General features: G+C 49.8%; 30 protein-coding genes, 1 tRNA gene and 1 other RNA gene. 16 read left to right on the top strand and 16 right to left on the bottom strand.

Annotated features, from left to right (window positions below; all coding sequences use genetic code 11):
• The first annotated feature begins 63 nt into the window (after positions 1 to 63).
• The 3 genes from AACR41_RS12065 to sfsA all read left to right on the top strand — a co-directional run bounded on the left by AACR41_RS12065 (position 64) and on the right by sfsA (position 2,232).
• Entirely contained in the window at positions 64 to 705 is a 642-nt protein-coding gene (locus AACR41_RS12065; protein WP_030006350.1) for a class I SAM-dependent methyltransferase, read from the top strand.
• Between the two features lie 160 nt (positions 706 to 865).
• A complete protein-coding gene (locus AACR41_RS12060) occupies positions 866 to 1,444 on the top strand; it encodes a late competence development ComFB family protein (RefSeq protein ID WP_030006349.1) in 579 nt (192 codons plus the stop codon).
• Between the two features lie 29 nt (positions 1,445 to 1,473).
• On the top strand, positions 1,474 to 2,232 hold the full coding sequence (gene sfsA / locus AACR41_RS12055) for a DNA/RNA nuclease SfsA (RefSeq protein WP_030006348.1): 759 nt from the start codon (positions 1,474 to 1,476) through the stop codon (positions 2,230 to 2,232).
• Between the two features lie 15 nt (positions 2,233 to 2,247).
• Here sfsA and AACR41_RS12050 read toward each other — a convergent pair whose 3' ends face one another.
• The gene (locus AACR41_RS12050) at positions 2,248 to 3,951 is read right to left on the bottom strand and encodes an NAD+ synthase (protein ID WP_030006347.1); all 1,704 of its coding nucleotides are present in this window, start codon (positions 3,949 to 3,951) and stop codon (positions 2,248 to 2,250) included.
• 11 nt (positions 3,952 to 3,962) lie between these two features.
• Positions 3,963 to 4,919, bottom strand: a complete 957-nt coding sequence (locus tag AACR41_RS12045; protein WP_030006346.1) for a class I SAM-dependent methyltransferase — start codon at positions 4,917 to 4,919, stop codon at positions 3,963 to 3,965.
• Positions 4,920 to 5,109: 190 nt separating this feature from the next.
• Here AACR41_RS12045 and proB point away from each other — a divergent pair, with 190 nt between their 5' ends.
• Together proB and AACR41_RS12035 are read left to right on the top strand one after the other, a co-directional pair.
• The gene (proB, locus tag AACR41_RS12040; protein ID WP_030006345.1) at positions 5,110 to 6,234 is read left to right on the top strand and encodes a glutamate 5-kinase; all 1,125 of its coding nucleotides are present in this window, start codon (positions 5,110 to 5,112) and stop codon (positions 6,232 to 6,234) included.
• Positions 6,235 to 6,292: 58 nt separating this feature from the next.
• A complete protein-coding gene (locus tag AACR41_RS12035; RefSeq protein ID WP_012307392.1) occupies positions 6,293 to 6,883 on the top strand; it encodes a PAP/fibrillin family protein in 591 nt (196 codons plus the stop codon).
• A 27-nt stretch (positions 6,884 to 6,910) separates the two neighbouring features.
• Here AACR41_RS12035 and ffs read toward each other — a convergent pair.
• Both ffs and AACR41_RS12025 read right to left on the bottom strand, forming a co-directional pair.
• Positions 6,911 to 7,007: signal recognition particle sRNA small type (gene ffs, locus AACR41_RS12030), an RNA gene on the bottom strand.
• Positions 7,008 to 7,044: 37 nt separating this feature from the next.
• Positions 7,045 to 7,512: a YidH family protein gene (locus tag AACR41_RS12025; RefSeq protein WP_030006344.1), complete on the bottom strand. Its 468-nt coding sequence runs from the start codon at positions 7,510 to 7,512 to the stop codon at positions 7,045 to 7,047.
• Positions 7,513 to 7,681: 169 nt separating this feature from the next.
• Between AACR41_RS12025 and AACR41_RS12020 the strand changes: the two genes are divergently transcribed.
• From AACR41_RS12020 to AACR41_RS12010, 3 genes are all read left to right on the top strand, one after another.
• A tRNA-Met gene (locus tag AACR41_RS12020) sits at positions 7,682 to 7,755 on the top strand.
• Between the two features lie 128 nt (positions 7,756 to 7,883).
• Positions 7,884 to 8,963, top strand: a complete 1,080-nt coding sequence (locus tag AACR41_RS12015; protein ID WP_045441580.1) for a hypothetical protein — start codon at positions 7,884 to 7,886, stop codon at positions 8,961 to 8,963.
• A 10-nt stretch (positions 8,964 to 8,973) separates the two neighbouring features.
• A complete protein-coding gene (locus AACR41_RS12010) occupies positions 8,974 to 9,471 on the top strand; it encodes a hypothetical protein (protein WP_152550976.1) in 498 nt (165 codons plus the stop codon).
• Positions 9,472 to 9,525: 54 nt separating this feature from the next.
• On the opposite strand, the gene AACR41_RS12005 is transcribed toward AACR41_RS12010, so the two are convergent.
• From AACR41_RS12005 to AACR41_RS11995, 3 genes are read right to left on the bottom strand one after another with little or no spacing between them, the layout of a single operon-like run.
• Positions 9,526 to 10,047, bottom strand: a complete 522-nt coding sequence (locus AACR41_RS12005; protein ID WP_072007976.1) for a DUF2335 domain-containing protein — start codon at positions 10,045 to 10,047, stop codon at positions 9,526 to 9,528.
• A complete protein-coding gene (locus tag AACR41_RS12000) occupies positions 9,989 to 10,348 on the bottom strand; it encodes a hypothetical protein (protein WP_030006340.1) in 360 nt (119 codons plus the stop codon). The genes AACR41_RS12005 and AACR41_RS12000 overlap by 59 nt, the downstream gene beginning before the upstream one ends.
• 26 nt (positions 10,349 to 10,374) lie before the next feature.
• Positions 10,375 to 10,608, bottom strand: coding sequence for a helix-turn-helix transcriptional regulator (locus AACR41_RS11995; RefSeq protein ID WP_030006339.1), 234 nt, complete (start codon positions 10,606 to 10,608; stop codon positions 10,375 to 10,377).
• Positions 10,609 to 10,855: 247 nt separating this feature from the next.
• Between AACR41_RS11995 and AACR41_RS11990 the strand changes: the two genes are divergently transcribed.
• The 5 genes from AACR41_RS11990 to AACR41_RS11970 all read left to right on the top strand — a co-directional run bounded on the left by AACR41_RS11990 (position 10,856) and on the right by AACR41_RS11970 (position 14,526).
• Entirely contained in the window at positions 10,856 to 11,197 is a 342-nt protein-coding gene (locus AACR41_RS11990; protein ID WP_030006338.1) for a hypothetical protein, read from the top strand.
• The gene (locus AACR41_RS11985; protein WP_030006337.1) at positions 11,197 to 11,406 is read left to right on the top strand and encodes a hypothetical protein; all 210 of its coding nucleotides are present in this window, start codon (positions 11,197 to 11,199) and stop codon (positions 11,404 to 11,406) included. Before AACR41_RS11990 ends, AACR41_RS11985 begins: the two co-directional genes overlap by 1 nt.
• Positions 11,403 to 11,618 (top strand): hypothetical protein, encoded by a 216-nt coding sequence (locus tag AACR41_RS11980; RefSeq protein WP_030006336.1) that lies wholly within the window; start codon positions 11,403 to 11,405, stop codon positions 11,616 to 11,618. The genes AACR41_RS11985 and AACR41_RS11980 overlap by 4 nt, the downstream gene beginning before the upstream one ends.
• Positions 11,615 to 11,809: a hypothetical protein gene (locus AACR41_RS11975; protein WP_030006335.1), complete on the top strand. Its 195-nt coding sequence runs from the start codon at positions 11,615 to 11,617 to the stop codon at positions 11,807 to 11,809. Before AACR41_RS11980 ends, AACR41_RS11975 begins: the two co-directional genes overlap by 4 nt.
• A gap of 74 nt (positions 11,810 to 11,883) precedes the next feature.
• Positions 11,884 to 14,526, top strand: coding sequence for a VapE domain-containing protein (locus AACR41_RS11970; protein WP_030006334.1), 2,643 nt, complete (start codon positions 11,884 to 11,886; stop codon positions 14,524 to 14,526).
• A gap of 3 nt (positions 14,527 to 14,529) precedes the next feature.
• Here the strand turns inward: AACR41_RS11970 and AACR41_RS11965 are convergent, their stop codons facing one another.
• The 9 genes from AACR41_RS11965 to AACR41_RS11925 are packed head-to-tail and all read right to left on the bottom strand — an operon-like array spanning position 14,530 to position 18,334.
• Entirely contained in the window at positions 14,530 to 14,778 is a 249-nt protein-coding gene (locus AACR41_RS11965) for a hypothetical protein (RefSeq protein ID WP_152550975.1), read from the bottom strand.
• 19 nt (positions 14,779 to 14,797) lie between these two features.
• The gene (locus AACR41_RS11960) at positions 14,798 to 14,986 is read right to left on the bottom strand and encodes a hypothetical protein (RefSeq protein ID WP_152550974.1); all 189 of its coding nucleotides are present in this window, start codon (positions 14,984 to 14,986) and stop codon (positions 14,798 to 14,800) included.
• A 2-nt stretch (positions 14,987 to 14,988) separates the two neighbouring features.
• Positions 14,989 to 15,693: a C40 family peptidase gene (locus AACR41_RS11955; RefSeq protein ID WP_052349610.1), complete on the bottom strand. Its 705-nt coding sequence runs from the start codon at positions 15,691 to 15,693 to the stop codon at positions 14,989 to 14,991.
• On the bottom strand, positions 15,686 to 15,979 hold the full coding sequence (locus tag AACR41_RS11950; protein WP_030006331.1) for a hypothetical protein: 294 nt from the start codon (positions 15,977 to 15,979) through the stop codon (positions 15,686 to 15,688). Before AACR41_RS11950 ends, AACR41_RS11955 begins: the two co-directional genes overlap by 8 nt.
• On the bottom strand, positions 15,976 to 16,191 hold the full coding sequence (locus AACR41_RS11945; protein ID WP_030006330.1) for a hypothetical protein: 216 nt from the start codon (positions 16,189 to 16,191) through the stop codon (positions 15,976 to 15,978). Before AACR41_RS11945 ends, AACR41_RS11950 begins: the two co-directional genes overlap by 4 nt.
• Entirely contained in the window at positions 16,188 to 16,652 is a 465-nt protein-coding gene (locus AACR41_RS11940; RefSeq protein WP_030006329.1) for a hypothetical protein, read from the bottom strand. The genes AACR41_RS11945 and AACR41_RS11940 overlap by 4 nt, the downstream gene beginning before the upstream one ends.
• Before the next feature lie 7 nt (positions 16,653 to 16,659).
• On the bottom strand, positions 16,660 to 16,866 hold the full coding sequence (locus tag AACR41_RS11935) for a hypothetical protein (RefSeq protein ID WP_030006328.1): 207 nt from the start codon (positions 16,864 to 16,866) through the stop codon (positions 16,660 to 16,662).
• A 4-nt stretch (positions 16,867 to 16,870) separates the two neighbouring features.
• Entirely contained in the window at positions 16,871 to 17,506 is a 636-nt protein-coding gene (locus AACR41_RS11930) for a hypothetical protein (RefSeq protein WP_030006327.1), read from the bottom strand.
• Positions 17,507 to 17,557: 51 nt separating this feature from the next.
• Entirely contained in the window at positions 17,558 to 18,334 is a 777-nt protein-coding gene (locus AACR41_RS11925) for a hypothetical protein (protein WP_030006326.1), read from the bottom strand.
• Between the two features lie 358 nt (positions 18,335 to 18,692).
• Between AACR41_RS11925 and AACR41_RS11920 the strand changes: the two genes are divergently transcribed.
• The 3 genes from AACR41_RS11920 to AACR41_RS11910 form a co-directional block, all read left to right on the top strand.
• The gene (locus AACR41_RS11920) at positions 18,693 to 19,631 is read left to right on the top strand and encodes a hypothetical protein (protein ID WP_152550973.1); all 939 of its coding nucleotides are present in this window, start codon (positions 18,693 to 18,695) and stop codon (positions 19,629 to 19,631) included.
• A gap of 4 nt (positions 19,632 to 19,635) precedes the next feature.
• Positions 19,636 to 20,004, top strand: coding sequence for a hypothetical protein (locus tag AACR41_RS11915; RefSeq protein WP_152550972.1), 369 nt, complete (start codon positions 19,636 to 19,638; stop codon positions 20,002 to 20,004).
• Positions 20,005 to 20,288: 284 nt separating this feature from the next.
• Positions 20,289 to 21,671, top strand: a 1,383-nt coding sequence (locus AACR41_RS11910) for a hypothetical protein (protein ID WP_152550971.1), incomplete at its 3' end; no start/stop codon positions are given.

Here is a 21,671-nt window from a genome sequence, read left to right as displayed (position 1 = left end):
AGATTGACTGGGGGTTTCCCCGCATGATCACTAATTTAACGTATTCTTTGCGCTGCATTTTCTATGATTCTTTCCCCTAGCCAACGGCAGAAGCTCGATTCTAGCGATGATCAGCTTTTCTACGATTACCCCCGGTTTGTGACCCACGTAGATGATGGCTTTATTGACCAGTTAACCCAACTCTATGGCACGTTGTTGCAGCCCAATGATCGAGTTCTAGATTTGATGAGCAGTTGGGTCTCCCATTTGCCAGATCTCGCGTTTCGGGAGGTGGTCGGCCACGGAATGAACGCGGCAGAACTGGCGAAAAACCGTCGTCTGGATCGCTATTTTGTTCAAAACCTCAATGCCGATCCCAAATTACCCTTGGCCGATCAAAGCTTTGAGGCGGTTTTGGTGGCGGTCTCGGTGCAATATCTCCAATATCCAGAGGCGGTGTTTGCAGAAATTCAACGGGTGCTGACCCCAGGGGGAATTTGTATTGTTAGTTTTTCAAATCGGATGTTTTACCAAAAGGCGATCGCCGCTTGGCGGGACAGTACCGACGCCGAACATCTCCAGCTCGTGCAGCATTACTTTCAGCAAACCCCAGGCTTTGCCAAACCGACCGTGGTGACACAACGGAGCGACCAACCCCTGCTGTTACAGATGCTGGGCCTGGGCCATCGGGATCCGTTCTATGCGGTTTCTGCCAGAAAGCAGTAAATGGGGAGCCGCAACAATTGTTAACTTAATCTGGGTCTGCAGGGAAAGCAAACTATAGTATTAAATGGGTACTTAGAGAAAAGTATTTTTTGCCCTTGTTTTCGCCAAAATCTGCAATCTTTGCTAAAAAATCCCCCGTTGCTCTCCAGGGGCCATTATTATGAATCAGCCATCTGCGCCCTCACCAGGAAAGGGCAATCGCCGTGCTTACCAAAATATTATGGAAAACCTGGTGCACAAGGAAATCCATCGGCAACTCAAGCGCCTCCCACAGAAATTAGCTGAATATATTGATGTGGTGGAGGTGGCCACCTATGCTTTGAACCGGGTGCCTCCCCTCTATGCCTCCAGCGAACGGGGTAAAGAGCGCCAAGAAGAAAAAGGCGTTCTGGATCTCAAGCAACAAATTAATATTGCGGTGCGCCAGGCGATCGCCGCTGTCCAACGGGATCCTTTGCGTTCTTCAACGCCCCTAGTGCCAGCCCAATATGCCCAGTACGAAATCGCCGAAACCTGCCTACGGGACCTCGAAAAACTCCTACGGGATTCCTACCTCATCGAATCAGATGCCCCGGATATGGATTGGGATACCCTGAAAATCATTGTGGCCAAAGCCCTCAAAAAAGCAGCCACCCAGGGGATTGTGCACCGCCGCATTGAAGATGTGATCACAGAATGGGAATATCAAACCTACGTTCCCCCTGTCTTTGATTGGCAAGATCCCCATTACAAGTTTTAGGGGCGATCGCCAGCTTAATTTTTCCACCGATGACCGCGACCACACAGCCTTTTGTTTATCGTTATCCTGAATTGATCCCTGGCATCCTGCGGAAACGCTACAAACGTTTTTTAGCAGACATTGAATTGGCCTCCGGGGAAGTCGTTACGGCCCATTGTCCCAATACGGGGCCGATGACGGGGATTTGTGAATTGGGAGCGCCGGTGATGCTCTCAAAAAGTGATAATCCCAAGCGCAAACTAGCCTATACCTGGGAGATGATCCAGTTACCCACCCCAGAACCGACCTGGATCGGCGTCAATACAGCGTTACCCAACCGGGTGATCAAAGCGATGCTTTTGGCGAAGCAAATCCCTGAATTAGCCGACCATTACGACACGGTGCGACCAGAGGTGCGCTATGGCACAGAGAACAAAAGTCGCATTGATTTTCTTTTGACGGGGGAAGGGCGATCGCCTATTTATGTGGAAGTTAAAAATACCACCTGGACAAAGGGAGAACTGGCGCTTTTCCCGGATACTGAAACCACCAGGGGCCAAAAGCACCTCCAAGAACTCATCGACATTGTACCCGCAGCAAAAGCGGTGATGCTCTATTTCATCAACCGAGGCGATTGCACCCGATTTGCCCCTGGGGATAGCAAAGACCCGAAATATGGGGAGCTATTCCGTCAGGCGATCGCCGCCAACATTCAAATTTTTCCCTGTCGCTTTGCGGTTAGTCCAGAGGGCATTTGTTACTTGGGTTTGGCTCCCTGGGAATCAACTGAAACCTCTGGGGTTGGTTAATGGTTGGGATCTGCTTTACCAGCGGCAGGCAATGGGCATCCGCCACCCCGTACCAAAGGCTCGATCAGTAATTTTCAAACCAGGAGCAGCCTGACGGCGCTTAAATTCGGCACGATGGAGGAGCTTTAAAACCTGGGCCACAGTATCGTGGTCATAGCCAGCGGCGTGGAGTTCTGGGGCCGATTGATTGCGATGGATGACCCGTTTGAGGATCTCATCCAACACCGGATAGGGGGGCAAGGAATCTTGATCCAATTGATCGGGGCGCAGTTCTGCGCTGGGGGGTTTGGTAATAATTGCCGGAGGAATGAGTTCTCGGTCGCGGTTTAACCATTTACAAAGGCTAAACACCCGCATTTTCGGGACATCAGCAATCACCGCCAGGCCGCCATTCATATCACCATAGAGGGTGCAATAACCCACCGCCATTTCGGATTTGTTGCCCGTTGACACCAAGAGATAACCAAACTTATTGGCGATCGCCATCAGCAGATTCCCCCGGATGCGGGACTGGAGATTTTCTTCGGCCACCCCAAATTCTGTGCCCGCAAATAAATCACCCAGCATCGTCTCAAAGGCTTGCATCGCTGGCTCAATGGGAATAATTTCGTGGCGAATCTGGAGATTTTCCACCAGGGCGATCGCATCGCTGAGGGAATGTTCCGAACTGTAGGGGGAAGGCATCAGCACCCCCAGGACATTTTCTGCCCCTACCGCTGCAACGGCGATCGCCGCCACCAAGGCCGAGTCGATGCCACCACTCAAACCCAGGACAATTTTCGAGAAGCCACATTTACGGGCATAGTCCCGGAGACCCAACACCAGAGCTGCAAAAATTTCTGCCTCATCGGCCCCATATTCGGGACTAACGGTTTGCTGAAAAGCAGCAGGTAAACCCTGGGGCAGTGATAGGGTTTGTGGGTCGGGGCTAAATTCCACCGCCAACAGGGACTCTTGAAAACTTGGCGATCGCCCAACCAGTTGTCCCTCTCGGTCAAAGGCCACACTCCCGCCGTCAAAAATCAAATCGTCATTCCCCCCCACTTGGTTCGCGTAGAGAATGGGCGTGCGGTAACGTTGGGCGCCATGGTGGAGCATTCCTTCCCGCAGGCGCTGTTTCCCGACGGTGTAAGGAGAAGCCGACAAGTTCACGATCAAATCGACCCCGGCCTCGGCCAATTGTTCGAGGGGATTAATTTCGTACTGGCGCTTGCCCCAAAAGGCTTGGTCATTCCAGAGATCTTCGCAGATGGTGACGCCAATTTTTAAAGGGGCGACCGTCGGGCTGGGATGGAAGAAAAACCAGTTGGACTGCTTGCCGGGTTCAAAATAGCGATCTTCGTCGAACACATCGTAGGTGGGCAACAGTTGCTTATGGAAAATGTGCTGGACTTTCCCCTGGTCAATGAGAGCGATGCTGTTGTGGAGGGCTTTTTCTCCCTTGGCGATCGCCTCTGGGTTGGGAGTCGCCAAACCGACTAAAACGGCGAGGGTCGGCGGAATTTTTGCTGCTAGGGCCGCGAGTTGGGCCTGCATCCGATCAATAAAATCCGTATGGAGCAGGAGATCTCGGGGCGGATACCCACAGAGGGACAGTTCCGGTGTGAGCAATAAGCGGACATTGGCGATCGCCGCTTCTTCTGCTGCGACCAGGATCCGCTCGGCATTACCAGTCAAGTCCCCGATGGTGGGGTTCAGTTGGGCGATCGCAATTTTCATCAGGCAAACAATTAAAGGGGCTTGTGGGCAATGATCGTGCGGTGGCGCGGATCACTGGCGACGGTGGTGCGGTAATCAAAACCGACTTCTTTTAGTGTCGATTCTACATCAAAAGTATAATATTCGTCACTCCAAGGTTCTGTGCTCTTCATCAACACAAACAAGGCTGGCGGTAAACCCTGAATCACCGGAGATTTCGGATTGTTATCGACGATCGCCAAACAACCACCGGGCCGCAAAATGCGTCGGCATTCCTGGAAGATCTCACGGGTGGCCTGGTTGGGCAGTTCATGGAGGACAAATTGCAAGGTAATTAAATCAAATCGATCATCGGTAAACTCCGTCGTTTCCGCCTTGCCATGGCACCATTGCACCGCTTGATTTTTATCTTGAACCTTAGCCACCGCGAGCATGTGGGGTGAAAGATCTAGGCCCGTTACCTTGACTGCTGGATTTTTGGCCTGGAGTCGTTCTAGAAGCGCAAAGGTCGAAATGCCCACAGAGCAACCGATATCCAAGGCTTCGTTTACGTTCTGGGGCAAATATTGTTCAAGGACATCTAAAAAACTATTGCGGAGTCGGGCCTGGGCCACTTCTGGGGTAAGGGGTTCCGTTTTCCAAACCCGTAGGGCCATCGCTGCCGTCGCCGGGGCTGCCTCAAAGGCTGCTTGCCAACATAAATTCCCTTCGTTGTAGGCATGGAAGGGGACTTGGTAATAGTCGGGGTAGTCCAGGTGGGGATTGGCGATGTCTTGGAAATATTGTTTGGCGGGGGATTGCTCCAATTCCTGCACGATCTGCCGCCAGGGGACACCATTTTTTTCGGCGGTTTTGATCAGAACGCGCCGGGCTTGTTGTTTCATCAGGGCGTAGAGGGGCTTTGTTTGGATCAGACGGTTAACGAGGCGGGATAACCAGTCTTCCCCAGCCCAATCGGGTTTTTCTTTGGCGATCGCAGTGTGGGTCATGGATAACGTTGGGGACTTTTGTCAGCGGATGTAAAACACAGAAACTGGGTCTATTTTACCGTCATTGCTGAAATCCCTTGTTTTCCTTAATGGGAGACGGAAAGGATGCTGTGGACGCGGGGTAAGATTTTCGGCTCAAGGGAATTTTTGCTGAAATAATAGAAAAATTCACCTAGCTTCACAGTCTCCTATGCCCCAAACCATCGTCATTAAAATTGGCACCTCTAGCCTCACAGATCCCAAAACAGGCATGTTGGCTTTGGCAACCATCGGTACCCTAGTGGAAACCTTGACCCGCCTCAAACAAAAGGGCCACCGGGTAATCCTCGTCTCCTCTGGGGCCGTGGGCGTGGGCTGTGGGGTATTGAAACGCTCAGAACGCCCGAAAAAAATTGCTGAAAAACAGGCGATCGCCGCCGTGGGTCAGGGCCGTTTAATCCGGCTTTATGATGATCTATTTACCAGTCTGCAACAGGCGATCGCCCAGGTATTGCTCACCCGTCGAGACCTCGTGGATCGCACCTCTTACCTGACCGTCCAGGAAGCCCTCAACGCGATGTTGGATCTCAGCGTGATCCCGATTGTGAACGAAAACGATACCGTTGCCGTCGATGAACTGAAATTTGGTGATAACGACACCCTCTCTGCCCTGGTCGCCAGCTTGGTGAATGCCGACTGGTTGGTGCTCCTCACCGATGTGGATCGCCTCTATTCCGCTGACCCCAGACAAAACCCTGACGCCCGCCCCATTCCCCTGGTCAGTTCCAGCGAACTGTTTAACCTCCAGGTGGATGCCGGATCTAGCGGTTCCCAATGGGGAACGGGAGGAATGCAGACAAAACTCACCGCCGCCCGCATTGCCACCAGCGCTGGCGTACGCACGGTGATTACCCAGGGCAAAACCCCCCAGAATCTTCTGAAAATTGTTGCCGGGGAAGATATCGGCACCCACTTTGAGGCCCAGCCCCAGGCCGATAATGCCCGTAAACGTTGGATTGCCTACGGCCTCGTGCCCCAGGGAATTTTAACCCTTGACGATGGCGCAACCCAGGCCCTTCTGAAAAATGGTCGTTCTCTCCTCGCAGCAGGTATTGTTGCCGTGGAAGGGGAATTTACCATTAACGACCCCGTAGAACTGAGAACCCAAACAGGTCAGGCGATCGCCAGAGGGTTAGTAAACTACAACCACCAAGATATTGAAAAAATTCAAGGGCAACATTCGACCCAAATTCGCCAAATTCTCGGCTACGGCAGCGCCGACACCGTGATCCACCGAGATAACTTGGCCCTGCTGATCGCCGCTGAAGGGATATGAGAAAATAATCTATGGCCTAAATTTCCTTAGACCTGCGCTGACCACTGCTCACCTTTCCATGAATCTAAAAACGAACCTCCTCGAAACCATTGCCGGAAAAAATCGTGGTCTGATCGCCACTGAAGTAGACCGCGCCAATATCCTCGCCATCGTTGATCGCCTCGAAGACCAAAACCCGACCCCCAAGCCCCTAGAAGCGACAACCTTACTCGAAGGGGATTGGCGACTGATTTATACCACCAGCAAAGGCATTTTGGGGATCAATCGCTTTCCCCTTTTGCAGTTAGGGCAGGTTTACCAATGTGTGCGGCCACTCCAGCAAAAAATTTACAACATCGCCGAACTAGAGGGGATTCCTTTCCTTGAAGGCTTAGTGCTCGTGGAAGCCTCTTTCACTCCTGTCTCTGATCAGCGGGTGAATGTTTTCTTTAATCGCTACGTGATTGGCTCCCAGCGCCTGATGAACTACCGTTTTCCGAAAGGACTCGTCGAGCAAATGTTAGCCGGGAAAAAATTCTTTCCTGTTGATGTGGGAATTAACAGCAAAAATAATAATGGCTGGCTTGATATTACTTATCTCGATGAAGATCTGCGCATTGGCCGGGGGAATGAGGGTAGCGTGTTTGTCCTAAGCCGTGAAAAGTACTAACTGACTGCTGCAATCCCCAAAAAACCAAAAGACCCGGAGCCTACGCCTACCACGAGCATCCCGTATTGCTGCTACCTTCCGGTCCTGACAAGGTTTGGGCGTCGAGATCGCATAGATCCGAGTCGTCTAAAAATATAACACAGAAGTCTTCCCCTTGGGAATTAGTACCTAGTGTGGCGCTTAAATACATTTGAGGCTCTAGGAAGGGCCTGGGAGCGAGAAAAATCTTCCCGAGTCGGATCGGGTTTACTGCCAATCATCAAAATCAAACTCAGCCCCCCTAAAACCATCGCCACCAGCGCCGTTGTGGTAATCATCCAGCGATTGGGTTGATAATTTCCCTGCTCAATTTGACGAAAATGTTGGTGGTAGTTCCACAGAGCCAAAGCAATGATCACAATGCCGGCGATCGCAAAGGCCCGACCGAGCGTTTCGGAAGAGGCCAGGTTCGGCAAGGGTAAATTACTTTGGGAGACTAGGGTTTCTTCAATTTGACGCACAAAAAAACCAAAACGGGCGATCGCAAAGCCAAAACCAATTAAGGCGATCGAGGTACGCAACCAAGCCAGAAAGGTACGTTCGTTGGCTTGGTGTTCCCGCTGTCGGTCAATTTTTGGGAGTTGGGGCATAACGATTTCAGCAGTTTCCCGTATTGTATGGGGATTGGGCAAACTCCATTGTGATATTCGACTTTCCGTAGTTATTTTCAGCAAAATCTCAACACCTACCATTGTGGTAGTTTTTTTAGGAAAAGTCTTGACAACCACTATTGTGGTAGTTATTATTGTTTACGGTTTTGGCTCGGTAGCTCAGCTGGTTAGAGCAGGGGACTCATAAGCCCAAGGTCGGCAGTTCAAATCTGCCTCGAGCCATATTTACAGTGTAGGTCAAATTTCCATTGCGCTACTGGTAGCGTAGGAGATTTTTGCTTACTTTTTCATGGTGGCCTGGAATGCCTATTCTCCCGTAAGGCTTGGTCTAAATATGGTCTAGATCAGCCATGAAAATTCAAGAGATTAACCGGGATTTAGACGCCCTAAGAATTGGTGTGTCTGTGGAAATCCAGGGGAAACGGGTCTATCTGCGGGCCACACTTCCCCCTAAGCCTGGGACGGGGCGGACAGCTCCCCATCGGCAACGGATCGCCCTTGGGGTCTATGCCAATGAGGAAGGGTTACAGCGGGCTAAGGCTGAGGCGATTAAGCTTGGTGGCCTGATTGCTTGCGGGGAATTTGACTGGGCCGCGTATGGCAAAAATGACATACAGACTTGTTCGGAATGGATCGCCGCATTTGAGCAAGATTATTTCGCCAAGCGGGCCGATACACCCCAAGCGCGAACGACCTACCGCAGCAGCTACCAACAGATTTTCAACAAACTCCCCCAGGGGCGCAAGCTCACCAAAACGGCGATCCTTGATGTGGTGAAGGGCATCAAACCAGACAGCCGCCAAAGATTGCGAGCCTGCATTGCCTTAAGGAAGTTGGCGGAATTTGCGGGGATAGCGGTAGACCTGGACGAATACCGGGGCCGATATTGCCATAAATTTCTCACGCCGCGTACGTTGCCCAGTGACAAGGCGATCGCCAATGGTTTTAGAAAGATTCCGAACCCGTTATGGCGTTGGGCCTATGGTTTGATGGCGGCCTATGGGTTGCGTCCCCATGAGGTATTTTTTGCAGACCTGAGCGATCCACCATTGCTTTATCTGCGGGAAGGGAAAACCGGGCCGCGCCATGTGTCGCCTTTGTACCCGGAATGGGTAGAGCAGTGGGGGCTATTGGAGGGAACCGCGCCGCCCTGGTCGGGGAGTAAGGATTATTCAGCGTTGGGGAGTCGCGTAACGCGGCAATTCTATCGCTATGATGTGCCGTTTACGCCCTACGTTTTGCGCCATTGCTATGCCCGCCGATCCAAGCAGTTTGGGATTAAGCCTATCGATGCAGCGAAATTGATGGGGCATAGTCTCGATGTGCATTTTAAGACCTATCATCATTGGTACGAGAAGGATGAAGTTTTAACACTTACCCGGCAGATTGCTGATAATCCTGACCGTCCCCGCGCTCCATTAGAAAAGTAAGGAAATGAGAATGAAGGCAATCACTAGAACTGGATGGCTATTTTTGGTCTTTACAATTGGTTCTTTAGGTTTTGGCCTAGGGACATATAACTTGACCTCCGGGATTTGCAACATCCTCACCAGATCACAAGCAATTGATTTTTTCATCCTGATGACTGTGGGGCTAGCGATGGAAATCGCTGTTTATAAATTTGCTTATCGGCAATGGGATCACGTCTTTAAAAATTATGCAGTGAGCCATTTTGCTGCGTTTTTTGCTTTTGCTGTAGGGGCGATCACCTTGATCACTGGGGGGTCAGATGAAGTAGTGGGAACGGTCACAATCGTGGTTTGGTTACCCATTGCCTATGCTGGGCAAAGATTCCTGATTTATGTGGAGGGGCTAGAAACAACCGTCGCCAGACAAAAGAAGCAGATCGAAGGGGTCACAGAGCATCAGGAGCATATAGAAAAACAGCTTAAGGCTTTGAAAATCCGCATGGAGAACGAAAAACGTTTCGGCAAATAAAAAAGGCGACCTTGATCGCCCTCACCCAACAAACGCTCATGATTTTAAATTAGCTCATTCTTCGGAAGGGTTCTGGTTATCGGCGGAGTTTCGATAGCCAGAACGCCTACGCCCATTGATGAAAGAAGCGACAACCGGGGCTGTCCCTGTTCCCATGATGCCAGTAGCGGCCCAACCATGCCCCAGGGCAGCGGTAATCGTTCCGCAAGCGACTACGACAAGAGCGATCGCCAAGGCGTAATTTTGGCCGCGTCGCGCTTCTTCTCGATCCGCTTTTAAATCATCAATTTGAGCTTGAAGCAATCTTTCCTCTTGATTTTGTCGAAATGATTGCTCCCTTTCCATCATTGAAAAAATTCTTTCCGCACCGTCCTGTACTACTTCCCCATAAAGATAGAGAACATCGGGGTGAGGGAGTGGCCCTGATTCTTCATACTGAAAAACGGCCCTTGGATATGACTCAGGCGATCTTTCTGGTTGCTCTTTAGATATGGGGGAGAGAGTGTCCTCATCAAGGTCAGGATTCTGCTCTGTCTCTGAGTCGGTGGGAGATTTTCCAGAAATGGGATCGTTCATCTATCTTGAGTTTTAATGATTCAACTTTTGATAATCTATCCAGCTTTTCTCGCTGTTCTTGGTCAAGACTTTCTAAAAATTTGGTTTGAGCCTCATACATATCTCTACCAACCCTTTTCCAATCAGAGCGGATGGCTTCAGTATCGGCTTCAGCACCATGTTTGGCTGATTCAATTAGTTTTTCCAGAGTTGCCTTAGTTTCTTGATTACGGCTCGGAGGGTGGATAGAAAAAGCACTTCTTACCCCTCTCCATACTCCTTTTTGGGGATTCCTCCTTGCTATACGTGTAATTGTTTTCATGATTCTAGTTCCTCTTCTAACTAGACCTACTGGGAAAGATCATCCGGTAGGTCTCTAAATTTTAATCCAACCCTGCTTAACATATCTTCAAGGGTCTTTATCTGCTCAATAGACAACGCAGGACGATAAATACCGCGCTCCCATTCAGAAACGGTTTGCTGCCTTACCCCCAATGCTTTCGCAAATTGGGTTTGATTGATTCTCAACTTCTTTCTTAACGCTTTCAAAGTATTTTCGTTGCATTTATCCTTTACGCTCATTATACTGAACTTTACACGGCTAACCGTGTAACCTATCACGCTTAGAAAAACGGTAGGAATGGACGGCCATCCATTTCCTACCCCTTGGTATATATAACTTTCACTCCATTTTAGGAGGCCCAAGGTCAAGCAGTGAGCGGGTTCTATCCACATTAGAAAGTTCACTTACTCCATATTTAGAGCCAAGCCAAAACCAACAGCTACCGAGACTCTACCTATGGCGTAATACAAACGCTCAAGAAACAAAATGAATAGATTACGTTCTGAGGCGTTGCAGGTGCTATTGGCCCTTCTGCAACGTGATTCTCAATCCCGATCTGTTGGGAACCTCGATCAAAAGATTGAACTGGCGATCCATGCCGCCAAGACGTTCCACAAGAAGATTGCCCGCCATCAGACTGATGGGGTGGTATTCCCAAAGAGTCAGCCCATCCAAAAATACGGGGAATTTACTCCCAGCGGTTACTCGATCTATTTCCTTACCAGTGATGGATCGAGTTTTTTAGTGGCTGAATATGCCTCAATTCCTGAAGCGGTCGGAGTGGCGATCGCCCTCAATGCCTACCTAAAGCAAATGGAGGCGCGGTAATGGCGAAAAAATTGTATGTGGTAACCGCCCCGCCTAATTTCAAAATTATTCTTCTGGCGAGATCAAAAAAAGCAGCAATGAAACAAGCCGCGCAAAGGTACGGAGTTTTTCCAGAAAAAGCAGAAGAATTCTTCATCGAGGAGAGAAAACTTAATTTTCGGGGATTTGATGTTTCAGAGAAAGACAACAATTCGGGGATTGACCTATGAAAGATTATTCTCCGCAGGTTGATTACGTCATAAATGGCGAGACTGTTTTTTATTACCTAGAAAACCCAGAATTGGGAGATTTAAAAGTAGGGGAGCTTCCTGAAGATTTGTTTCGGTACAGAAGAGAAATCGCCAAGTTATTAAATGCGGCGGTTGAAGCCGTAGTTGAAGATTACAAACGTTGCATGGAGGCTAGCGGGCTTGAATCATGAAAAATCACACCTATCAATTATTAATTCATTTCCCTTGCGAGTGCCTAGAGCAGGGAGATCAAATTGCAGACAGAATCGAAACAGTCCTTAATTGGGCAGAAATTCAGCCAGAAATATTCCAGCGACGGGTTGATCCAGTGGCTCCCCCAACAACCAAGGAATACTACGACTTAGACGATATCCCATTCTAAAGAAAGAGAAAAGCTATCCCCATAGTTTCCGGTGAGGATAGCTTTTTTGCTGCAAAAATAGAGGAGAAATAAAAATGACTGATACTGATAACAATATTTTAGCTCAAGAGCTAGAAAAAAGCGCTATTTCTGAACAATTTAAACCCTATTTTAAACAGCTTTCCCCGTCAGCTTGCTGGGAATTTTTGCTTTATGGATTGGGCGAAGATGAACGCCGCAACGATGGCCGACTTCGTGATAAATGGCTCCGAAATTATGCCCATTTAGAGGATGGGGGCTGGTGGTGTTCCGGCCTCGATATTCTCACCTTTAAACCATCTTTATGGGGTTGTCTAAAACCTAATTCCCCCAGAGAGATCGACGGTAAACCAATTAAATACGAACACCCACCGAAGACGCCCACCGAAGCTTTTTTTCTAGGGAATGCGGATTATTGGCGGGGAACTATTGCCGACTCTAAATATCCGATTATCATCACCGAGGGAGCCAAAAAAACGGCGTCCCTATTGTCTGCTGGGTATTGCGCGGTCGGTTTACCGGGGATTTTTTCTGGATACCGCACCCCCAAGGATGAGCAGGGGCGGAAGATTGGGGACTCTTATTTGATTCCTCAGTTAAAGGCGATCGCCCAAAAGGGACGGGAAATTATTTTTTGTTTCGACAATGACACAAAACCGAAGACGATCCGCAACGTACAGATCGCCGTCAGCAAAACCGCCAAGCTTCTCAGGGCTGAGGGCTGCAAAGTCAAGGTAATGTGCTGGACTTGGGATTTTCCCGATTTAAAGGGGATTGATGATGTGCATTTTGCCCATGGGCCGGAAGCTTTGAAGCATTTATTTAACCAGCGGCAATCGGTCACGGCCTGGAAGCGACAGGAACGGCCCGACCCTAAACCCGCCCCGAGACCAGATCCACAAGAGCCAGATCGGCCAATTTCAGAAAACGAAATTTATAAGGAAAAGCTGGAATTTGCAATGGAAATTATGAAGAAAAATGACCCTGAAGGGTACGCGGCGATCACCAGCTCCCCATTAAAAAAATCACGCCCCGAAACCCGTCGTATTTATGGGGGAACGAAAAACCTCAACTATGCCGAGCTTTTTGAATTTATCCAAGATGAAATGGCCCACCGCCTAAGCTTCGATTCCATGCGGAAAGAGATGCTACTGGATGGGCAGTTATTTCGCGTTGCCGATGAGCTGCGGGCTTGGTTCTTTGATGAGTATGGCGAGACCGCCAGCGAGAACGACATATATAAAGCGATGGTCTATTTCGCCAAAAAGAACAGCTTCGATCCAGTGGTCGAAGATTTGCGCCGTTGCCACCGGGAAGCAGAGCGCGTCCCGATCCACAATTTAGCGGCCCGCTATTTTGGGCAAGACCCCGACAAATTTACTGAGGAAGCCGACAAGCGCAAAGCCTGGATGTATAACCGGTGCGTGGAAATGTGGCTAATTTCTGCTGTGGCGCGGCAACTGGAAACCGAGGGCAAAGAAGCCGACAGCACTTATCTAGGATGCCAAGCCGATTACACCCTAGTCCTCCAAGGCGGCCAGGGGCGAGGGAAATCGACATGGTTTAAGACCCTGAGCCAGATTTACTTTAATGACTCGATCAGTGAGATCCAATCGACTAACTCATTGATGGCGCTTCATGGCAACTGGATCATCGAGCTGGCAGAAATCGACGGCATCACGTCAAAGAAAGACGCGGCCAGCCTGAAACATTACCTCACCGTCAGACAGGATGAATTTCGCGCCCCCTACGAGCGGAAAACCCAGAAGCACAACCGCCGATCCGTGTTTTGCGGAACGGTGAACCCCTCTCGATTCTTGATGGATGACGAAAACCGCCGTTTCTGGACAGTGCCGATCACCGGGGATATTGACAACGCCCGCCTAGCCCAGGAAAGGGACGGGATATGGGCCGCCGCCATGGATGCTTATTTAGCTGGGGCGCGGTGGCATCCCGACGAAACAGAAAAGGCAATCCTAAAGGCGATCGCCCTCGACTTCACCGAACAAGACCCCTGGTTAGAGGATGTGGAGGCATGGTTAAGCTGGCACAGCTACGCCAACACCAAAGAAATTCTGGAGGAAGTTTTCAAGCTCGAACCCAAAGAACAGGGACAACGGGAGCTGAGACGGCTAAATAAAATCCTCAATCAGCTTGGTTACACCGAAGAACGACGGATCCGCAAGGAGGGCCGCCATTTACGCATTAAAGTTAACCCCGAAAAGGAAACAGCCCCCTGGGAAAATATACCCTCTAAAAATAACGGTAATTACGGTACTTATGGCACAACCCAGACAGAACAAGGGTTAGAGATGTACCGTAATGTGTACCGTAATTCTGAAGTTACGGCACAGTCCCCCGAAAATGTGCCGCAAGTTGATCCAGAATCGGCAAATGTACCGCAATTAGATCGCAATTACGGTACAGCCGAAACTCCTGCCCCACAAGCATCACAGCCGATTTGTACCGTAATGCCGCAAAAAAACGAGAAATTTGAAACGATTCCAGAAGAGTATGAAAAAGCAGGATTTTTATTTCGGCCTGGGGAGTATGTACGCTGGAAAATCAATGGTGAGGTGGTCAAGATTGTGAAATTTCCGCCTGTTGGATCTGAGTTCGCCTACAAGGTTTATCTATGTTTGAGTGATTCCGCCGGGGAAACCAAGATCGAGCAACGGCACTTAGCCCCATTGGAATGATGGCTATTTGTGTCGCCAAAACTCCCCAGCGACGGGGAGGCCCATCAAAACGCAGCTCGACCAGAACAGGGGTTTAAGTCGTTGTTCTGGGATGTCTGGATAAAACAAAATCGCCTTGCACCAAAAATAAAAACCTGCTATCCCGGTCACCAAGGGCAAAAACAACAGGAGGTAGTAGGCCACATCCGCCGCCTGGATGCCATCTTTCGCCATGGCAATTTTAAAAAGCTTGTCCTTGTCCGGCTCAGGCATCCTTGGAACTCCCCCTAATTTAAAAAAGCCCGTATTTTTTTGCGTTTTTCCTTGCTTCGGCACATTTTTGTGCTTCAGAGGGATCTTTGTGAAGATGAGAGCAAAGTCCTTTTGGGGAGCTTGCAGGTTCATCTGATCTTGCTGTTAGTCGGTATTTTCCTGTTGACCTCCCTTCAGCTAGCACTTCTAACGCTTGAATGATCCACATAATCAAACCTCACTGCTTTTTTTAAATGTTCGTTCCCAAGTTTTCGGCCCCACAACCCCGTCAATCTCTAAGCCCCATTTCTCTTGTAAGGTGCGGCAAGCCTTCTCCGAGTTCGGGCCGAAAACCCCATCGATCTCAATGGCGATCGCCCAATGATTCACCTGCTTTTGCCACTCCCGAACGTCATGGCCTGCCATGTAGGGGCGTCTCAGCCGGATCAGCCGATAATAAGCATCCTTCCCCGTGCGGGCCTGAATATCCATGGGCCGATAAAATCCCCGACACTGGGAGACATTGCGCGATCGCCTTTGCACCATGCCCCCATTGGCATTGGAGGCCGCTGAGGTGTTGCCCTCGATAGAGCTGAATTTTGCCCCAGCGACATTCTCAACAATCCCGATATGCACCGCGAGCCGATTGCCAAAATGGAACAGCGCCAAATCTCCGGGCCTTGGCGACTTATGCCATTGCCCAACCCGTCGCGCATACCCTTCGATGTAAGGGCAGTAAGCCGCGCCACTGGGAGCGCCGTCCTGCATTTTCGGCAAAGGAAAACCAGCCTCAGCATAAACCCAGCTCGTAAACATCGCGCACCACGGATTACCGTCCATCCCATACCAGCGGCCATACTTGGTTCGGTTTGACCCTGGAGGGCTTTCCCGGTAGCCGATTTGTGATTTTGCTGTACTTAAAATTTTCTCAATCATGGCGCCCTTCCAAATTTTCAAGATTGATCCGGATCGTCCCTGCCAAATAATTAAGTTGCCGCTCCATGCGGTCTAGCCTTGCATCCGTCAAAGTTGCCAAGTGATCCAGTTTTCCCCACATCGCGTTTAGTTGGCGGTGGATTTCGCTTAAATCTTCTTCCATCTCTTCAGGGAGATCCTTTAGTAGATGCCAATGCTTGTAAATGTTGAGTCCAGCGCGGATCGCCCCCCAAACTGTCGCCACAAGGATCGTTAGGTTAACTAAAAGTTGAGTGATATCGTTCACGGTTGAAGCGTTGTAATTTCTATTTCGTAGGGCAGGTTGACGGAGTCCTCGATCACCTGTCGAATTTCTGCCAGCGTCACCTGTTGCCCCGTCCCCACCAATCTCGCCTCAAGAGCGGTAATTTCCGCCTCGATTTTGGCGTGCATTGCCTCAATCAACCGCCCCTCAAGGGCTGCGATATCTTCTTTCGTGGCAATCTGGGGACAGCTCATTGGCGACGCCTCAAAATCCTGAATACTTGGGTCACAGGTTGCTGTTGTTGCGTTTCTGGCACTGGGTAAACCACATCAGAATCGGTTTTCTCCCAAATTTCGACCATGTACCCTTGGGGGTTTAGATCGTAGTAGCGCCAGCGGCCCGCCAGCTTGACCTGTATCTGTCGTTGGGGCAATGGGTCGGCGATCATATCCGCCGGATAAGGTAGCTGAAAGGTTTCTGGTTCATCCTTGGGCCACATCTTTACCCAGCGGCGATCAAAAAGATATTCCGCCCCGGTAAAAAAGGAATTTCGCACATGGATCGGCGGATACCAAGTGCGATCGCCCATCCCAAAAAACTTAATTCGGAACGTGCTATGGGGCGTGGTGGCGAACAGCGGGAGAAACTGCCAATCAAATGACGGGACAACCGTCCCCATGCTCTCCCACTGTCCAAATTGGTCAAAAATCGCCATTTTGCCCCTAGTCTTCCCCGAAATATAGATCGCCCTGTTCGTGCATCACTGCGATAAATTCTTGTTTATTTACCGCCAGCCATACGCCCGTTCCCAGGTCTTGAACTAGCCCCGTTTCCCCATGCGGATCATGAGTGCGCCAGTTGGGAGGTGGGGGCATATTGTCCATCACAAATTCAAATTCCGGATCGCCAGGGGTCAAAATGCAGCTCATTTCCCTAAGCCCCAATCGTCCGACCTAAAAAGGCGTCCTGGGAAATTTCCTGAGGTCGGGCTAAAGACCAACCAGCAGTAGCAGCCGCCTGATCCAGCGTGGCCCCGTCCACCTTGGAATTATCCACAAAGGATCGATAAGTCCCTTGAGATTGAAGAGGAATTTTCGCCTGGGCAGGTTTCGGAAAATCAGCCCCGAACACTAGATCGGTTTGGTCAGTGGCAATTTCAACCCCTAGGGCAGTCAGATCCACTTCGCCGCCCTGGTTCCGAGGACGCCGCCAAGCATATTTCACGCCGTTGATATTGACGTACAGCACCCGGCTTAGATCGGTCTGGTTAAAGGTCGCCAGCTTAGGACGGGTGATCGTATAGCCATCGGCCTTTAGAGCGCGGATCTTATCGCTAGAGCAGTAAGACCCCTCAAACCCATCGGGGAATCGCTTCGATGCCCGTGCGGGCTTGGGGCGTCGGGGAGTGAGTACCGCCCCCTGTACATTAAATTGACTGGTGACGTCAGTTTGGCCAAACTCCGTTTTTAGGGAGTCTTTCAGCTTCGAGTTAAAAACGTATTTCAGCGTTTCGCCCCCCAAGGTTAAATTGACGTAGCGCCATGTTCCCGGCCCAAATTCTCGTGCCATATTGAAACCTCAAAATAAATAACAAATCAATTAGGTGTCAGTTAGGCGGGCCTAAGCTGTCACGACGTTAACGTCAAAGGTTTGGGCCGCTTGATCAAGGGCAACCTGGACAGTCCAAGCTGTGGTGAACTGAAGCAAGCCAATCTTAGGCAGGTCAGCAGTAACCAGCCCAGTGGTGGGGTCAGTGGTGGCCGTAGCCGCAGGTGCAAGGGTAAAAGTCGTAGCAGTGGCCTGGGAAATGGTGGTCACGCCGCTTGCCGTGGAAGCATCCCGAACCGTTAGCAATCCAGGCATCGAGCGGATCATTGCCGCAACAAAATCACGGTTATCAACGCCAGTAATCGCCGCCGGATCAGAACCGCCAAATTCGGCCAAGTCTGCATAGGGGATTACAACGCCCTCACCACTGATCGCGCCCTCGGCAGCAACCTCGGCAGCATTGGCGAAAAGGTCATCAATGGCAAAACCACCGACGCCAGAATTAGCCCCAGAGCTAGGTAAGGGAATTTGGCCGATAGTTTCGGTTTCCAGGTCTGCGACATACTGACAAGCAAAAGAGAAGGTCAGGTTATCGAGGCTATCGGAAACAGAAGCCTTAGCCCGTGTGCTGGTCATGCCCACAATGTCAGCCGCATTCGCAGAAACATAGGTATGGATCGCGTTGGCGATCGCCAATGCCGCTTTGCTTTCCTTGGTGGCCTGGGACTGAGCATCGGCAAATTCACCAGCAACCACACCAGGAAGATCCGCAATGGGCAGAAACAAACCAGCAGGGACGCCATTCCCACCGCCAGCGGATACGCTCGATTCAAAAAACGTAAGAGCCATAGAAAAACCTAGATAAAAATCTGATCTCCCAATTTCTAGCACGGCAGAATCGCAAATTTAGCCCCCAAAAAATAGGTGTGCTTTTAGTAGCTTAGCTAAAACTAGCACAGGTGCTTTTTTGTTAGAGTTAGAAGAAAAGATCGGGAATGGAAATAGTTCTTTACCAGAAATTATCAACGCGATCGCGCCGCTCAATTTTGCGGACAAAAAAACGTTATGGTCGGCCCAAGCCCTACAAGCCAAGGGGACAGCTTTTACAGCGATTGGCAGCAGAAACAGGCTGGACGATAGATCAGGTACATGAACAATTATTAAGAGAAAGGGCCGTTTTGTTGAAGCTTAAGGGGATAGAGAACTGATGGCTACTTGTGATTGTTCAGGGGCAGACAAAGCCTATGTAATCGTTAACCCGAACAGCGTCAACCGTCGGGAAATCCTAAGCCTAAATCCTCCCATTTGCCACGACGTAAAGACCAAGGGGCTGCTAATCAATGGGCAACCCTTCACCGGATGGGGCGAGATCCAATCATGGACAACTGAGCTGCAATCAGGATCGGGGATTGAAGTTGATTGGGGCGGTGGTGATATTGATATTTTGCCAGGTGAGACATGGGGGATTTCCAGCTTTGGGCTTTATTCTGTAACAATTTCAGCTTATGGTGGGAGCCAAACTGCTACTACCCCAAACGTTATTTCTAGTGCTGGGTCTTTTGGTCGTACTGCTTTATCTATTTCACAGCTTTGCGCTCTTGATGCGCCAATTATTTCAGGGAATGTTGGCACATTAAGAGCTTGTGATAATTGTGCAAGGTTTAATATTTCAAGCCAATGGATGATTACTACCGATGGGGGCATAGCAAGGACAACATCGGGGGCTTATTTAGGAGCAAACTGCAACAATGGAATCCCCTCAATTTCTGCGGTTTTAACTTCAAGTAGCACAAAAGTAACTACTAATACAGGGGCAACATCTACTAGACAAACAACAAGCAATCCCCTTGTCTCTTTACAGCCTGGGGACTGCATTCTCACCATCACCTACACAGACGGGAAAACGCAGACATTGACCTATCCAGAATGCCCCACGGTTGAACCGTTGCAATGCTTAGAAGTAAGTGACCAAGGGGGAGTATTAGACGACATTTGTCCCTACAACGGGGAGCAAATAGCCTTTCAATGCGATGAGCGCAAATGCCCGCCGGAAACGTGCTGTGAATTGGAATGCGGGGGCGGTCGGGTGTGTTGCTATGGGCCGAACAGTGGGACGGCGATCGATTCTTTTATTCGGAGGACTTAATTTAATGGCGCTTACTCTACAGGACTTTGGGGGACAATTTTCCCCGTCAACAATTACGTTTAATGTTGCCGAGCTAAATGCAAAACTTGAGGCCGCTGGGTTGCCCAAATGGGATGAACCTAGGGACGCAATCGAGCCGTTGTTATGGGTATTGCTGAGGCTTTTTTATTCGACACAAATTGATTTTTCCCAGGTCAGCGGCGTTTTATTTGATGAACAGAGTTTGCAAAATCAATCGCGCACCTTGCGGGTCAGTCGGGCTAATCTGTCGCCTACTCTTTTGTCCCCCAGCGCTATCTCTGCCAGGGAACTCTACACCCTGCAATTCAATTTTGTTGGGGCCAATGACCTGACCGATCCAGATTTACTTTAAGGGGCGTTATGGGCTGTTTGAATGTGGGCTGTTTTACGGTGTTTGTGATTTTTGTGATTATTTCACTGCTGATTTTGTCGGGGGTCATTCTTTAAATGTCTTGTCCAAATCTGGCGACGAAATCGGATATATCGGCCCTTGAGGGGAGGATTTTAGAGGCACTTTCGGGGCTGGCTACTAAGGATGATATTTCGCGGATAGAGTCGGCTATTGAAAGTTTTAATTCGACTATCAATAGCAAGTTTGATTCGATCAACAGTCGCCTGGGAGGGATTGAAAGTATTTTGGCGGATCATTCTGCTGCCCTAGCCAGGATAGAGGCCGCCCTGGATGGGGTAAATGGAACTGTCCAAGGATTTTGGGGCGCATTGGCCGATATCTTTGAATCTTTGGTGAGCTTAATTCGTGATCCAATTGTTGCGGCGTTGGAAGCGCAAAGGAGCTTTATTGATGGTTTGTTTGGCTCGTTAGAGGCTTTTATTTCTGGGCTATTTAATGGCATCGAGGCCGCCATTTCCGGCGCATTTGACGCAACCAGCACCTTGATCCGGGAATTTTTTGGGACGCTAAGGACTTTATTAGAGGAAGCTTTTGGATCGGTACAGGCAGCGTTAGGGGGCATTGATGGAAATCTTGATAATGTGCTGTCGATGTTGGGGGATTTGTCCTGGGATGTTCGGCGGGCTTTGACGGGGATAAACCAGCTAGATTCTGCCCTGTCAACGATCCAATCGGGGATTAATAATCTGGATGCTGGGCAGGACGCCCTAAACGCTCGGATTGTGGAGGTTCGGAACGGGTTAGGGGTTATTGATGGTCGCCTTGCAAATTTGGCGGATGTGGTGGCCGCAATCAACAATCGCACCAGTGACATTTACGGCAGGCAGACAGAATTACTAAATCGAATTGGTGAGGTGCTGGGGGCGATCGCCAGTGTAAACAGCGCCCTAGATGCCCTTGAATCGGAAGTAAGGGAGATTTATGGATCCATCAATGCTCTACAGGGAGAAATAAACGGCATCCCAGGGGAGGTTTGGGGCTATGGTCTAAGCTGTGGCCCTGCGGGGAGTGCGGTTTGTGGTCTGCTGTCTGCAAGCCAAGACCCAGACAAGAATTTTAGTGAGGATGATCGCCAGAAGCTTGATGATATTAAGGATGACTTGGACGATTTGGGGAATGAGTTGGAGGCGATCGCCAAAGTGGTGGGCGTGCCAGATTTTCCCGGGACGCTCCCCACATCATTATTGGGAGATGACGAATCCGACGAAACGACAGAAGTAGAAAGCATCCCTCAATTTATGGTGTGGATGACAAAACAGATGGATGCGCTTATCGGAGAATTTCCAATCGAGATCGAGGTTAAATCAAGCACCCCCGACCCGAACCGGCCAGGGCAATTCCAAGAAACAAAGGAAAAAGTAAAGCTACGCAATATCGCCGAAACCATGGCCGAGCTGTACACCCAAGGCTTTTATCTAACCACTATGCAGCACGCCCAAACAAACGCCCTTGTAAGAACTGGGGCCGAATTAATGAGCTTAAAGGTAGCGGTGCTGGTGGCTCAGGATTTAATCATGGCGGCTAACGAATTTTTGGGGTTTAGGATGAAAAGAAAAGCGAGAGACGTTATTTTTCCCTTTACTCCAAAAACTAGCGAAAAAGAAAAA

The organism is Picosynechococcus sp. NKBG042902 (assembly GCF_963864045.1).
Taxonomy (GTDB): domain Bacteria; phylum Cyanobacteriota; class Cyanobacteriia; order Cyanobacteriales; family MRBY01; genus MRBY01.
This window is presented reverse-complemented; position numbering and strand designations above follow the sequence as displayed.